Genomic DNA, 14,072 nt, shown 5'->3' on the forward strand with positions numbered 1-14,072 from the left:
CTCCGAAGACGAAGTGCAAGACGACCAACTGGAAAAGCTGGCGAGCCGTTGCGCGCCACCGGTTCGAGCACCGCTGGCGACGCCTGCGACACGCGCGCCTGCCACGACGCCGTCGCCGACCACGGTGCGGCTAGCAATCATTCCGCCCCGCCGCAACGCCAGGCCCCGGAAGCCGGACAGCGCCGGAGCCCGGGCACGCAACGGGATCCAGAGGGCGTCATAGCACTTGGGCCGGACACTCTGGCGGAACTGGAGCGGATGCCACCGCCGCAGCGGGGTGGAAACGAAAATGAGCTGCGCGAAGCTGCCCGGCCAGCGGCTGATGTCCGTTCGGCATCGGCCCGGACCGATGGCGGCTCAATGCCTCGCCTTCGACCGCCAGGTGGCGGAGGTCCGGAGCCGCGCGTTCGCGGCTGCGCCCGGACCAATGGCGCTTGCCGCTCGTTCCCGAACCGCTTCACGGCCCTCGGCATCCCGGTCACCGTGACCATGGGATAAGCGTGTCCGGGGAAAGGTGAGCTCTGGCCGTTAGCTGATTTGTGCAACAGTGCCGCGGCCGGGCCAGGCTGGTGCGATACGGACATATGCCCGAGCGCGAAGTCCCGACCGGGATCGGTCCGGTCGCCGCAAATGTCCCGCGCGTCCGCGACCGCAGGCCGGGTGAGGACAGGGTCGCCTTCGCGCCCGGCATCCTGCCGCGGTATCTGCGCAAGGCGAAGTCGGTCGAGGAGCCGCTGCCGGGGCTTTGTCTGAAGGGCGTCTCCACCGGCGATTTCAGCAAGGCCCTGGCGGCCTTGCTGGGTCCGCATGCCAAGGGCCTGTCAGCCAAGGCCGTCCCACGGCTGGAGGCATCGTGGTGGGCGGACTGCGAGGCTTGGGAGAAACGCGACCTCGGCACCCGGTGCTCTCTCGTTCGCCCGTTCACTCGGACGGATCGCGTTCACGGGCTCGCTCTGGCCCGTGGCGACTACCACAAGCCGGGGATGGAAGGGGATGGAAGAGAAAAAAAGTGCGTCCTGGCCATCGTCGGCGCTGACGAATGCGGCTGCATGGATCTCCTGGCCATGACCGGCGGCTTCCGGGAAAGCACCCGGAGCTGTGCGACGTGCTCCTCGACCTCAAGCGGCGCTGCCCGAGGCAGGAACCGAAGCTGGCGATCGGCCGCTCTCGGTGGTTGCAGGCAATCGCCTGCCGGGCAACGGATGGCGCTCTGGGATTCCGGATGGCGCTGCGCGAGGCGTTTCCGGTGACGCGGGAGCAATGGTGCCGGGTCCGCAAGACCATGAACATGCTTAACGCGCTGCCCAAATCCGACCAGCGGAAGGCCAGGCGACACCTGCACGACATCTGGCAGGCCGAAACCCGGGCGGCCGCATCGGTCGCCTGCGACTTCCTTGACCGGGCCCACGGCGCGAAGTGGGACAAGGCAGCGGCAAAGCAGGGACAGGGCCGCGATGCCCTGCATGCCTCTGCGGCTTCTCGGCAGAACATTGGAAACACATCCGCACCTCGAACCCAATCGAGCGTACCTCCGCGATGGTCAGGCACCGGACGATGTGCACCAAAGGCGGCCTCAGCAGGCAGACCGACCCCGCCATGGCCTTCCGGCTGAAGATGTCCGCGCAAGAAAAATGGAGAAAACTGGACGGCCGGAACCGGTTGCCGGAAGTCATCATCGGGGTTGAGTTCCCCGATGGCGTTCGCCAACTTCAAGCTGCCGCCTGATCAAGCGTGACCGAATTGCGCGCATGTCACCCGTCTCGCCATGGGGCGGTTCTCATGGCAGTGCCCATGCCAATCATCCGGCTCGTTGCGAGTCCCGGCAGGACTCATGAACCAGCGGGTGTTCAGGCTCTCCGTCCGGAGCTTGCTGTCTGACGCCATGATGAAGCTGTTGTCCCTGGGCTTGCCCGGCTTTGAGCAGTCGGGCGTGTCGCCGTGGGCACAGGCCCATGGATGGAGGCTCCGACCCGCCGGGCAGTCCCTCAGGGCAGCGGGAGGGACATGCCGTTCAGCACGAGGTTGCGGCCGGGCTTTGCCTCGATCTCGCTTACCAGCCGGTCGCCGCTGCCGTCCTGCTTCGCCACCATGCCCAGCATCATCCGCAGCCCGAAAAGCTGCTGCTTCGGGATCGCTCCGGCGGCGATAAGGCCGTCGAGAAGCGCCATCCCGTTCTCCAGAGAGAGCGACAGCTTGCCGACCGGCTCCGGCTGGCCGTAGGGACCGGGTTCGATCCGGAAATCGCCGGAGCCCTTCAGGACCGCGCCGCCGAAGGCCAGGAGCAGGTCGCGGATCTGGACGCCGTCGACCTGGAATGGCAGGCCCGGTGCCTGCGGCATCGCGCCGGGAGCCAGCGCCGCGACCGATCCGCCGAGATCGAGCTTCAGGCGGCCTGGCATGCGGCTGACATGCCCGTCCGGATCGAACAGGTTCCAGACCTGGGTGTCCGCCGCCAGATCCTCGAGGTCGAGCGACAGTTCCGCGTCCCGGCTGCCGTCCGCGAGCTCATAGGGCAGGTGCATCTGCATGCGGCTCCTGCCGCCGGTGAAGGCCAGCGGCGCCGAACCGAAGGGCAGGCCTTCGATCGTGACGGCCGTGCCCGCGGAACTGCTGCCGATATCCGCCGCGCCCGCTCCGGCCTGCAGCGTGCCCTCCAGATCCCGCGTCTCCAGCGTCGCGGCTATGCCTGGCATGCCGGGCGTGCCGGATGTCGAGACCTGGCGTGTGGCAGCGGCGTGGCTGGCGGCGGCGAGCTCCGCGAACTTGCCGTCGGCCGCCTGCAGCGCGGCCCTGGCGGACAGGCCCTGCCATCGGGTGCTCTGCCGGCTGGCGATGCTGCCGTCGGGACCGCGGATCTCCATCTCCTGCACCGCACCGGAAGCCGTCATCTGGCCCGTGCCGCTGCCGGTGCGGGGGCCGCCCGGCGCGTTCCAGCTGCCGGAGAGGTCGCTCAGCGCGCCGGTGAGCACCCCGGTCTCGGCCGCGCCGCCGGGTCCGGTCTCGCTGCGGCCATGCCAGGTGACATTGGGATAGCCGTAGCTGTAGCGGATCTCGCCCGGATCGCCCTCGGCGCGCATGCTGCCGTCGCCGGGCACGATCTCTCCGGACAGGGCGAGTTCCGGCAATCCGCCGCCGGCCGCCGGGGCCTGGGCGAAGGCGAAGCCGAGCGGCGCGGGGAAGGCGATCTCCACGCCGCCGTCGCGCTGCTCCATCACGACTTCCGGGAGGGTGAGTTCGATCCGGCCGATCGCGCCGAGATCGAGCGCCGCGGTCACCCCGCCGAGCCGGAGCCCGCCGGAGACCGGCGTTTCCTCCCGTGCCGACAGGCCGAGACCGTAGATTGCGCCGGCATCCTGCCATTGCTGCCAGACCTGGCCGGGAGTGACATCTGCTCGGAGCGGAGCGGCGGCACAGAGCAGCAGCGCGGCGGCAGGCAGGATCTTGGTCATGACGTGGCTCTCCGGATGGGCTTGCCCTTTGTGTAAGTTCTGGCAGGGTGCGGTGAAAGTGGGAAATGACATGCCTGTCAGAGGAGTGTGCATGACGGATCTGACCGGAAAGGCCGTGCTGATCACCGGCGCGAGCCGCGGAATCGGCGCTGCGGCAGCCCGGGCCTTTGCCGCCGCGGGGGCAAAGGTCGCGCTGGCGGCGCGCAGCCGCGATGCAATCGCCGATCTCGCCGGAGAGATCGGCAGCGATGCCGTGGCGATCACCTGCGACGTCGCGCGCTTCTGGGAGGTCGAGGCCGCGGTGACGGCGGCGATCGAGAGCTTCGGCCGGCTGGACGTGCTGGTGAACAACGCGGGCGTCATCGAGCCGATCGCGCCGCTGATGTCCTCCGATCCCGAGGACTGGGGCAAGCTCGTCGACATCAACCTGAAGGGCGTCTACCACGGCATGCGTGCGGCCCTGCCCGTGATGGCCGCAGCGGGCGGGGGCACCATCCTGACCGTGTCCTCCGGAGCCGCGTCGCGGCCGCTCGAGGGCTGGAGCGCCTATTGCGCCTCCAAGGCCGGGGCAGCGATGCTGACGAGGAGCGCCGATCTGGAAGGGCGCGCCAGCGGCATCCGGGCCATCGGGCTGAGCCCTGGCACGGTCGCCACCGAGATGCAGGTGCAGATCAAGGCATCGGGGGTGAACCCGGTCAGCCAGCTCGACTGGTCGGAACACATTCCGCCCGATTGGCCGGCAAAGGCGCTGGTCTGGCTCTGCGGGGCGGAGGCGGATGACCTGGTCGGCACCGAGGTGTCGCTGCGCGATCCGGCGATCCGCGAACGGGCGGGGCTCGTGGCGGCATGATCGAGACGGAAAGGGACGGCGACCTGTGGACCGTGCGGCTGAACCGTCCGGACAAGGCGAATTCGGTCACCCGTGCGATGCTGGAAGGCGTTGCGGAATTCGCGGAGGAGGCCCAGGGCAGGGCCAAGGTGATCGTGCTGACCGGTGCGGGCAAGGTGTTCAGCGCCGGGATGGATCTGGAGGCGGCGAAGAGCGGCCTGCCGACCGACCCGGTCTGGGAGCGGGTCTCCGCCGCGATCGCGGCCTTCCAGGGGCTGTCGATCGCCGCCTTGAACGGCACCTTGGCGGGCGGATCGATGGGGATGGCGCTGGCCTGCGACCTGCGGGTCGCGGTGGAGGGCGCGAAGCTCTTCTATCCGGTGATGTCGCTCGGCTTCCTGCCGCAGCCGTCGGATCCCGGGAGGCTGGCCACGCTGGTCGGACCGTCGCGGGCCAAGATGATCCTGATGGCGGGCCAGAAGATCCCGGTGGCCGAGGCGCTGTCCTGGGGACTGGTGGACCGGGTGGTTGCGAAGGAGGATCTGGAAGGCTGCGTCCGGGACCTTGCCGCGGCCGCGCTCGGCGCCGAGCCGTCCCATATCTCGGGCATCAAGAGCCTGATCGCCTGAGAGGCGGCGGGGACGGCGTGCCGTCCCCGCGTCCCGCGTGGGTCAGCCGCGCCAGGCGCGGACCGGGCCGCAATCCATGTGCACGAAATTCGAGCCGTAGTAGCGCCCGACGCCGCCAGCCTGGAAGGAGGCCGCGGCCTGGGCCATCTGGTTGACCGAGCGCGACTTCAGCCGCAGGTCGGCCGCCTGGGCCTTCATGTGGAGGGAGTTGCGCGCGACGCCGCTGGACTGCGAGCGGAGATAGGCGTTGGTCTGCGGCGTGCGGTAGCCGGACAGCATCAGGTAGGGCTCGCCGGTTCCCATCAGGTTGTGCGCGGCCGACATGATGTCGAGCGTGCGGGTGTCCATGGCCTTGGCCTTGTTCTGCCGCCAGTCGCGCATGAAGACGTTGATTTCGCGGAGAGATTCCTTGATGTACTTGCCGTCGATCCAGTAGATGACGTCGATCCGCTCGCCGGTGCGGCCGGAATACATCCGCAACTTGCGGATGTCGCCGCCGCCCCTGAGGAAGCCCGCTGCCTTGGAATAGGTGGGTGCTGCGGCGATCGCCGTTGCAGCAAAGGCCCTGAGAAGTGCACGCCTGCTTACGCAGCTTTCGCTGTCGTTCATTGGTAGTCCCCGCTCGATCTGCCTCAATTGTTGCGACCGGCCGTTCCGGCTCAATTCGCATTCTGCCTAACAGCGAAATGCCATAAATTTGGTGAATATCCAAGAAAATAAGGCCGGGCTTCCCGAAGGGACGTTAAGCATGCGCGAAATTCCGCCTATGCTCATCGGATGTCAATTCCGGCACTTGATTCTTCCGGCGTCCGCCTGAGTGCCATTTCCGCGACACTTTGCCCGCAGTTGGCAAATTGTGATTTCGTTCGGCGCAGGGGCGGCCGATACCGTGGCGCGAGCCATGGATGACCGAATTCGCAGTGCCGGAGGACCCGATGCAGACCACCCGAACCCGACCGATCCGGAACTGGCTGGCGGCGCTGGCCTGCGGCGCGATGCTGGCCGCGGGCGCGCCGGTCCTGGCGCAGGGCGGCGGCTTTGCCCAGGCGGTGGCACAGCTCTCCGCGGGCGACCGGGCGCTGGCGGCCTATTACAAGGCGGCCGATTACGGCGCGCTCTGGACGGGCCGCGGCAACCGGGAGCGGCAGAGGGTGCGCGAGCTGATGGCCGCGCTCGATAATGCCGGGGCGCAGGGCCTGCCTGCCGGGCGCTACGATGCTGCCGGGCTGAAGGCGATGGCGGCCTCGGCGCGCAGCGAGGCGGACTTGGCGAAGCTGGAAGTCGCCTATTCCAAGGCCTTCCTGGCCTATGTGCATGATGTCCAGTCCGGCATCCTGACGCCGCGCCGCGTGGCCGCCGGGATCGAGCGGGACGCGCCGCGCCGCGATCCGGCCCGGACGCTGGCGGCCTTCGCCAGGAGCTCGCCCTCCGCCTTCATTGCGGCGCTGCCGCCGCAGACCGCGGAATATGCGGCGCTGCTGTCGGAGAAGGCCAGGCTGGAGCGGCTGGCGGGCGGCAACGGCTGGGGGCCGAAAGTCCAGGCCTCCGCGCTGCAGAAGGGACAGAGCAGCCCGGCGGTCGCGCAGATGTCCGCAAGGCTTGCCGCCATGGGCTATGGCCGCAGCGGCGGCGCCGCCTATGGCGACAGCGTGGTGCAGCAGGTCGCGGCCTTCCAGCGCGATCACGGCCTCGCGCCCGACGGCGTGGCCGGGAAGGGCACCATCGCCGAGATCAACGAGGAGCCGGAGGACCGGCTGGCCTCGGTTCTGGCCGCGATGGAGCGGGAGCGCTGGATGAACTTCCCGCTCGGCAAGCGGCACATCTGGGTGAACATCCCCGATTTCACCGCGAAGATCGTCGACAGCGGCAAGGTCACGCTCTCGACCCGGTCGGTGGTCGGTCAGAACCAGCCGAGCCACCGCTCGCCGGAATTCTCCGACGTGATGGAGTACATGGTCATCAACCCGACCTGGAACGTGCCGCGCTCGATCGTCGTCAACGAATACCTGCCGATGCTGAAATCGAACCCGAACGCGGCGGGGCAGCTTCAGCTGATCGACCAGAGCGGGCGCTCGGTGTCGCGCGGCTCGGTGAATTTCGCCTCCTACGACGCATCGAACTTCCCCTACGGCCTCAAGGAGCCGCCGAGCACCGGCAATGCGCTGGGGACCGTGAAGTTCATGTTCCCCAACCCCTACAACATCTACCTCCACGACACGCCGTCGAAATCGCTCTTCGGCCGCGAGAGCCGGGCCTACAGCCACGGCTGCATTCGGCTGGCCGATCCGCATGACTTCGCCTATGCGCTGCTGGCGCAGCAGACCCGCGATCCCAAGGGGTTCTTCCAGTCGCAGCTTGCCACGGGACGCGAGACGACGGTGCATCTGGAGCATCCGGTGCCGGTCCATATCGTCTACCGCACGGCCTTCGCGCCGGACGCGCGGGGCGGGGCGTTCCAGTACCGCCGCGACGTGTACGGGCGTGACGCAGCCGTGTATTCCGCGCTGGCCAAGGCCGGGGTATCAATCCGCGGCATTCGGGGCTAAGCACGGCCCCGTAGCAAGTTGCGGGGAGACGTCATGGAACTTCTGCTGTCCGAACTGGCCCTTGCGCTGGATGCGCGGCTGGAAGGCAAGGGGGACATCCCCATCTCCGGCGCGGCCGAGCCCGCCGCGGCGGCGTCCACCGATCTGGCCCTGGCGATGCAGCCGGCCTATGCCGAGGGGCTGAAGGCCGGCGACGCGCGGGCGGCCGTGCTCTGGGACGGGGCAGACTGGCAGAGCTACGGGCTGGAGGCCGCGATCTTCGTGCCGCGCCCGCGCTATGCCATGGCCGGGATCACCCGTACGCTCGATCCGGGGCCTGCCGTGGCGCCGGGCATCCATCCGTCGGCGGTGGTCGACCCCACGGCCGAGATCGGCGAGGGCGCCGCCATCGGCCCGCTCGCGGTGATCGGGCCGCGCGTCCGGATCGGCGCCCGCGCGGTGATCTGCCCGCATGCCTCGGTCGCCGAGGACACGGTGATCGGCGATGACGTGCTGCTGTGCGCAGGCGTCCGTGTCGGCCGCCGGGTGACGCTCGGCAACCGGGTGATCCTGCAGCCCGGCGCGGCGATCGGCGGCGACGGTTTTTCCTTCGTCACGCCCGAGAAATCTGCGGTGGAAAACGTCCGCGAGAGCCTCGGCGACCGGCAGGAAACGCGCAACACCGCCTGGACGCGCATCCACAGCCTGGGCGGCGTGGTGATCGGCGACGATGTCGAGGTCGGCGCCAACTCGACCATCGACAGCGGCACGATCCGGGCCACCAGCGTCGGCCGCGGCACCAAGATCGACAACCTCGTGCAGATCGGCCACAACGTCCAGATCGGCGAGGACTGCCTGCTTTGCGGCCTCGTCGGCGTGGCGGGCTCCACGAAGATCGGCAACCGCGTGGTGCTGGCGGGACAGGTCGGCGTCAACGACAACATCACCATCGGCGACGACGTGGTCGCGGGCGGGGCGACCAAGATCTTCACCAAGGTCCCCGCGGGCCGGGTCATCCTCGGATCGCCCGCCGTGGAAATGTCGACCCAGATGGAAATCAACAAAGGGCTGCGCCGCCTGCCGCGGCTCTACCGGGATGTCGCGGCCCTGAAAAAGGCGGTTCAAAACGACGGGGAAAGCGACTAGATCCCGCGCGTAACCGGAGAGAGGGGTCGCGACATGTCTGACGTTGCGGACAAGGTCATTGGAATCATTGCCGAGCAGGCGGTTCTCGACAAGGGCGACGTGTCGATGGACCAGACGCTGGACGATCTGGGAATCGACAGCCTCGGCCTCGTCGAAAGCATCTTCGCCATCGAGGAGGCCTTCGACATCCAGATCCCGTTCAACGCCAATGATCCGGCCGCGAGCGAGTTCGACATTTCCTCCGTCGCGGCCATCGTCAAGGCAGTCGAAGGGCTGGTGGCGGAACAGCACGCATGAAGCGCGTGGTCATTACCGGCCAGGGGACGATCAATCCCCTCGGCCGTTCCGTCGCCGAGACAGTCGAGGCGATGCGCGAGGGCCGCTGCGGCATCGGCCCTCTGGAATTCCGCGATGTCGACCGGCTGGCGATCAAGATCGGCGGGCAGGTCAAGGGCTACGATCCCGAGACCGAGTTCAACCGCCAGCAGATCGCGCTCTATGACCGCTTCACCCAGTTCACCCTGCTCGCGGCGCGCGAGGCGATAGCCCAGTCCGGCCTGAGATTCGGCGGCGAGCTGGCGGCGCGGTCGGGCGTGGTGCTGGGCACCTCGGGCGGCGGGCTGCAGACCTCGGACGAGAACTACCGCTCGGTCTACGAGGAGGGCAAGAACCGGGTCCATCCGTTCGTCGTGCCGAAGCTGATGAACAACGCCGCGGCCAGCCATGTCTCGATGGCGCACAACCTCAAGGGGCCGAGCTTCACCGTAGCGACGGCCTGCGCCTCCTCGAACCATGCGATGGGCCAGGCCTTCAACCTGATCCGCTGCGGCATGGCGACCGTGATGGTCACCGGCGGGTCGGAATCCATGCTGTGCTTCGGCGGCGTGAAGGCCTGGGAAGGCCTGCGGGTGATGTCGAAGGATGCCTGCCGCCCGTTCTCCGCCAACCGCAACGGCATGGTGCAGGGCGAGGGTGCCGGCGTCTTCGTCTTCGAGGAATACGAACATGCCCGTGCCCGCGGCGCCGAGATCCTGGCCGAGGTGATCGGCTTCGCCATGACCTCGGACGCGGCAGATATCGTGATGCCCTCCAAGCAGGGCGCGGCGCGGGCGATCCGCGGCGCGATGCAGGATGCGGGCGTGCCCTTCGAGGCGGTGGGCTACATCAACGCGCACGGCACCGGCACGGCCGCCAACGACAAGACCGAATGCGCCGCGGTTGCGGACGTGTTCGGCGCGCATGCCGACAAGCTGATGATTTCCTCGACGAAATCGATGCATGGCCATCTGATCGGCGGCACTGGCGCGGTGGAGCTTCTGGCCTGCATCATGGCCCTGCGCGACGGCGTCATCGCGCCGACGATCGGCTACGAAGAGGCTGATCCGGAATGCGCGCTGGACGTGGTGCCGAACGAGGCGCGCGACGCCAAGGTCGATGTCGTGCTGTCGAACGCCTTCGCCTTCGGCGGGCTGAACGCGGTGCTGGCGCTGCGCGCCGCCTGAAATCCGGCCGGGCGCGGAGGCCCGGCCGGCATTGTCACTGCTGCGGCGGCTGCTGCGCGGGCGCCACCTGGCGCGGCGGCAGGCCGTCATAGGATGCCGTGAAGCCCGAGAGCGACAGCGACAGGTCGACATTGGTGTTCTGCGCCACCACCGGAACGATGGTGACGGTGCCCTTGGCGCCGCGCTTCATCGCCGCGATGTCGTCCGCGCTGAACCCGACCTCGGCCACGCAGCCGGTCGGATTGCAGTACTTGAACGGATAGCGCTTGGGCGGCCCGCCATCGACGGAGAAGGCCACGCCGTGCGGCAGCAGCGTCTCCAGCGGGGTCACGATCATCGCGCCGGCGACGAAGGCCGCGCCCTCGATCCGGAACAGCGTGAATTCCGCCGTGGGCGTGCCCGACCCGTCGCGGAGCAGCTGGTACATCTGGCAGGGATCGGTCTGTCCGTCGGGCGCGCGGCCGCAGCGGATCTCCCAGTCCTGGACGGTCTTGGGCACGTAGAGCTGGCCGGGCTGGACCTGGTCGCGGCTGGTGGGGCGTTCCCGCGGCGCTGCCGGTTCGCCTGCAGAGAGCCCGGCCGTCTCGCCGCCCGCGCCATCGGCGGGGGCAGGCTGGGCCTGGTCCTGCGCGACCGCCGCCGTCGTGGCCAAGGCAAATGTCAGGGACAGGAGGAGTCCCGCGCCTAAGCGGTTGGTCATGGTTGACGTATCCTTTCGGAATTGGATCGGTGCGGCAGGCCTAGCATGGCAGCCGGGGGCTGTCAGGCCCCAACAGGGGCGCAGGAGGGCTTGCAGGGGCGGTTTGAGGGGGCGAGTCGATCAAATGAAAAAGAGGCCCATGGGGCCTCTTTCAAGTGTCTTTTTGCTCCCTGTCGGACTGGCCGACTTATCTGTGGCACGGAGGCTAGGATGACTCGCGCCGGTGGTCAACAGGAAACAAATTCCCGTTGGAGGGTTCCCTTCCGTCCGCCTGCGGAAGGCGAAAAAACGGCGAAAAAAATGGCCACGCAGGATGCGCGGCCAGTTCAACAGGGAGGAAGATTGCGGGCGGTCCGGCAGTGCCGAGCGCCCGGCTTCCCCACGCTAGGGGAAATTGGTTAATGCCAGGTGAGCGAAACTGAGCGTGTTAACTGTTTCCTGCGCCATTCTGCAGCACCGGCGCGATCCGGATCTGGCTGATGCGGTTCTTTTCCCGTCCGAGGATCTCGAAGCGGAAGTTGTGGAAGTTGAAGACCTGCCCGACGACCGGGATCATCTGCGCCTCGTGGATGACCAGACCGGCGATGGTATTGGCCTCGGTATCGGGCAGCTGCCATTCGTTGGCGCGGTTCAGGTCGCGGATCGTCACCCAGCCGTCGACGACGTACTGGCCGTCGGGCGCCTTTTCGATGCCCTGGGTCTCGCCGGTGTCGAATTCGTCGGTGATCTCGCCGACGATCTCCTCGAGGATGTCCTCCAGCGTGATCAGCCCCTGCAGCACGCCGTATTCGTCCACGACCAGCGCGAAATGCGTGTGCCGCTTGAGGAACTGGCGCATCTGGTCGTCCAGCGTCGTGGTCTCGGGCACGAAATAGGGCTTGCGCGCGACCGAGAGGAAATCGAAATCCTCCGGCGCCGCAGGGACCGTGTCCTCTTCGCCCTCGCGCGGCTTGGCCAGCCCGCGCAGCAGGTCCTTGGCATGGATCACGCCGATGATGTTCTCGTGGCTCTCGCGGAACACCGGCAGGCGGGTATGCGGCGACGCCAGGCATTGCGCCAGCACCTCGGCCGGGGGCGAGTCCGCATCGATCATCTCGATCTCGGAGCGGTGCTTCATGATCTCCTCGACGGTGCGGTCCGCGAGGTCGAGCGCGCCCAGCAGGCGGTCGCGGTCCTCCTTCTCGACCACGCCCTCGGAATGGCCGAGCGCCAGCGCGCCCGAGATTTCCTCGCGCACCGCCAGCACGTTGTTCTGCGGGTCGGTCTCGACGCCGAAGAGCTTCAGCACCGTGCGCACCAGTGCCCGCACCGCCATCACCACCGGCGAGAAGACGCGGATGATGATCGAGATCGGCCGCGCCACGGCTGCGGCGGCGACCTCGGCATTGGTGATCGCATAGGTCTTGGGCAGCACCTCGGCGAAGATCAGCACGAGGAAGGTCATGATCAGCGTCGCCAGCGCCAGCGTCGCGCCGCCGTCGCCGAAGGCGCGCGTGAAGAGCGCGGTGGTCAGCGAAGTGGCGAGGATGTTCACGAGGTTGTTGCCCAGGAGCACCGAGCCGATCAGCCGTTCGTTGTCCTCGGTGATCTTCAGCGCCTCCTCGGCGCCGCGGCTGCCGCCGTCGGCCTTGGCCTTGAGCTTGCCCCGCGATGCCGCGGTCAGCGCGGTTTCGGAGCCCGAAAAGAAGCCGGAGAGAACCAGCAGGCCCAGCACCGCCAGCGTGGTGATCCAGAAAGCTGCATCGAAAACCGTGGTGGCGGTGTCCATTCCTTAACGTCCTTATGCCTGTCTAGGGGTCTTATGATAGGGCTCAATGACGTGTTCAAGAAGGACGGCGGATGAAGGCAGTGCAGCTCGGCGAGATCGAGGGACCGGTGATGGCCTTCGGCAGTCCCGCGTCCAATCTCCAGGCGGTCATGGCGCTCCTGGGCGAAGCTGCGCGACGCGGCGTGAAGCGCGGCGCGATGATCTGCACAGGCGGGCTGATCGGCCCCTGCGGCGACCCCGGCGCGGTGGTCTCGATGCTGCGGACGCTGGGCGGTCCGGTCCTGCCGTCCGAAGCGGAGCGGCGGCTGGCTGCCGGGCCGCGCCGCGGCGGCGCGCTGGCGGAGCGCGACTGGTACCGGCTGGCCGATGACCGGATCCCGCAGGGCGACCGCGTGTGGATGGCGGGGCTGCCCGAGGCGGTGCTGTTCACGCGCAAGGGCAAGCGGTTTGCCGCGGTCGCCGACCGCGGCGGGGTGGCGGCGCCCGATGGCGGACCGGATGTCTCCGATGACGTGCTGCGAATGGCGCTGGAGCGGCTGGGCGGAGATCTCGGGCCGCTTGATGCGGTTCTGGCCGGCGGGTCGGGCCATGCCTTCCGGCGGGTCGTCGACGGCGTGGAGTGGATCGGCACCGGGTCGGCCGGGCTGCCGCCCGGCGACGGGCGGATGCAGACCCGCTTTGTCCTGGTCAACAGCGGCATCGCCCGGCTGCACCGGCTGGACTACGATGTCGCCGGGGCGCTCGCCAAGATGCAGCAGGTGGGCCTTGACCGTCGCTGGCAGGATGCACTCGCCGGCGCTCCCGCGCCCGCCCGGGAACTGCTGCCCGGCCCGCGCGCTGCCTGACCTGGGGCGGCCCGCGGCACGTCAGCGGATCGGCCCGGCCCATCCCGGCAGGCGTTCGGGTGCCTTTCCCTGGACACTCCCGAAGGCTGTCCGCAGCCTTTCGCCTGCCACGGCCAGTCCCGTTGCCGCTGATTTCGCTGTGTGCGGCGGTGCGAGGCAGACCCCTCCGCCCGAAGTTCGCAGGGGGGCATGGCGATGGCTTTCGTCCACCTGTTGTGTCCATGCCGGACTCGCGACAGTAGTGGCCTGGCAAAGTCCGGCGCAGCGGCGCGCGCGGCTCCCACGCCTTTCCATGCGCCGCGGTGACAGGACGACGTCAATCGTGTCGTGCATGGCGGTGTAGCCCGCGATGGGCCGCGCGGTGGCCGACCGGACGAGCTGGTCAGCGGCCCTCTGCTGCAGGCTGCCTGAAGGTTGAATCACCGCAGACCGGGGGAGCGTTTCCAGATGTCTGAGGTGGTCCCTATTTCCCGTACAGTTTCTCGGCGGCGCTAAGCTTGCCTGTTGATCATGCCGCCGCCTTCATGCCGGGGCCCTCGTGGGCCTCGACGGGTGTCCGTCCTCCGAGCGCCGAATGCGGACGCTGGGTGTTGCAGAGTGAGGCGTCGAACGCGATCCGTCCGAGAGAGATGCCGAACGATCCACCTGCCGATCCCCGTGCGGGCTTCGGACCCGGTCT

At 68.3% G+C, this 14,072-nt stretch carries 11 protein-coding genes and 2 pseudogenes; 9 read left to right on the forward strand and 4 right to left on the reverse strand.

The genetic code is table 11. The features are described from left to right. Nucleotides 1-60: 60 nt before the first annotated feature. Nucleotides 61-498 (forward strand): annotated as a pseudogene (locus HCC78_RS33720) (hypothetical protein); the annotation flags it as partial. A gap of 56 nt (nucleotides 499-554) precedes the next feature. Next, a pseudogene (locus tag HCC78_RS33725) lies at nucleotides 555-1,725 on the forward strand (transposase); the annotation flags it as partial. Between the two features lie 260 nt (nucleotides 1,726-1,985). Here the strand turns inward: HCC78_RS33725 and HCC78_RS13930 are convergent. Then, nucleotides 1,986-3,449 carry a DUF2125 domain-containing protein gene (locus tag HCC78_RS13930; protein ID WP_172329392.1) on the reverse strand — a complete coding sequence of 488 codons (1,464 nt, stop codon included), beginning with the start codon at nucleotides 3,447-3,449 and terminating at the stop codon, nucleotides 1,986-1,988. Between the two features lie 91 nt (nucleotides 3,450-3,540). On the opposite strand from HCC78_RS13930, the gene HCC78_RS13935 reads away from it, so the two are divergent. Next, nucleotides 3,541-4,299, forward strand: coding sequence for an SDR family oxidoreductase (locus HCC78_RS13935; protein ID WP_172329393.1), 759 nt, complete (start codon nucleotides 3,541-3,543; stop codon nucleotides 4,297-4,299). Beyond that, on the forward strand, nucleotides 4,296-4,907 hold the full coding sequence (locus tag HCC78_RS13940; protein WP_172329394.1) for an enoyl-CoA hydratase/isomerase family protein: 612 nt from the start codon (nucleotides 4,296-4,298) through the stop codon (nucleotides 4,905-4,907). Before HCC78_RS13935 ends, HCC78_RS13940 begins: the two co-directional genes overlap by 4 nt. Nucleotides 4,908-4,949: 42 nt before the next feature. Here HCC78_RS13940 and HCC78_RS13945 read toward each other — a convergent pair whose 3' ends face one another. After that, nucleotides 4,950-5,516, reverse strand: coding sequence for a DUF882 domain-containing protein (locus HCC78_RS13945; protein ID WP_172329395.1), 567 nt, complete (start codon nucleotides 5,514-5,516; stop codon nucleotides 4,950-4,952). 296 nt (nucleotides 5,517-5,812) lie between these two features. Between HCC78_RS13945 and HCC78_RS13950 the strand changes: the two genes are divergently transcribed. From HCC78_RS13950 to HCC78_RS13965, 4 genes are read left to right on the forward strand one after another with little or no spacing between them, the layout of a single operon-like run. Then, nucleotides 5,813-7,453, forward strand: coding sequence for a murein L,D-transpeptidase (locus tag HCC78_RS13950; RefSeq protein ID WP_253949168.1), 1,641 nt, complete (start codon nucleotides 5,813-5,815; stop codon nucleotides 7,451-7,453). 33 nt (nucleotides 7,454-7,486) lie between these two features. Further along, on the forward strand, nucleotides 7,487-8,578 hold the full coding sequence (gene lpxD / locus HCC78_RS13955; RefSeq protein WP_172329396.1) for a UDP-3-O-(3-hydroxymyristoyl)glucosamine N-acyltransferase: 1,092 nt from the start codon (nucleotides 7,487-7,489) through the stop codon (nucleotides 8,576-8,578). A 33-nt stretch (nucleotides 8,579-8,611) separates the two neighbouring features. Then, nucleotides 8,612-8,875, forward strand: coding sequence for an acyl carrier protein (locus HCC78_RS13960; RefSeq protein WP_172329397.1), 264 nt, complete (start codon nucleotides 8,612-8,614; stop codon nucleotides 8,873-8,875). Next, nucleotides 8,872-10,080 carry a beta-ketoacyl synthase gene (locus tag HCC78_RS13965; RefSeq protein ID WP_172329398.1) on the forward strand — a complete coding sequence of 403 codons (1,209 nt, stop codon included), beginning with the start codon at nucleotides 8,872-8,874 and terminating at the stop codon, nucleotides 10,078-10,080. The genes HCC78_RS13960 and HCC78_RS13965 overlap by 4 nt, the downstream gene beginning before the upstream one ends. A gap of 34 nt (nucleotides 10,081-10,114) precedes the next feature. Here the strand turns inward: HCC78_RS13965 and HCC78_RS13970 are convergent, their stop codons facing one another. Further along, the gene (locus tag HCC78_RS13970) at nucleotides 10,115-10,780 is read right to left on the reverse strand and encodes an invasion associated locus B family protein (RefSeq protein WP_172329399.1); all 666 of its coding nucleotides are present in this window, start codon (nucleotides 10,778-10,780) and stop codon (nucleotides 10,115-10,117) included. Between the two features lie 427 nt (nucleotides 10,781-11,207). After that, nucleotides 11,208-12,548 carry an HlyC/CorC family transporter gene (locus HCC78_RS13975; RefSeq protein ID WP_172329400.1) on the reverse strand — a complete coding sequence of 447 codons (1,341 nt, stop codon included), beginning with the start codon at nucleotides 12,546-12,548 and terminating at the stop codon, nucleotides 11,208-11,210. A 71-nt stretch (nucleotides 12,549-12,619) separates the two neighbouring features. Between HCC78_RS13975 and HCC78_RS13980 the strand changes: the two genes are divergently transcribed. Beyond that, the gene (locus HCC78_RS13980) at nucleotides 12,620-13,393 is read left to right on the forward strand and encodes a hypothetical protein (RefSeq protein WP_172329401.1); all 774 of its coding nucleotides are present in this window, start codon (nucleotides 12,620-12,622) and stop codon (nucleotides 13,391-13,393) included. The last annotated feature ends 679 nt before the right edge of the window (nucleotides 13,394-14,072 follow it).

The sequence above is a fragment of the Mangrovicoccus sp. HB161399 genome (assembly GCF_013184745.1).
Lineage (GTDB): Bacteria > Pseudomonadota > Alphaproteobacteria > Rhodobacterales > Rhodobacteraceae > Mangrovicoccus.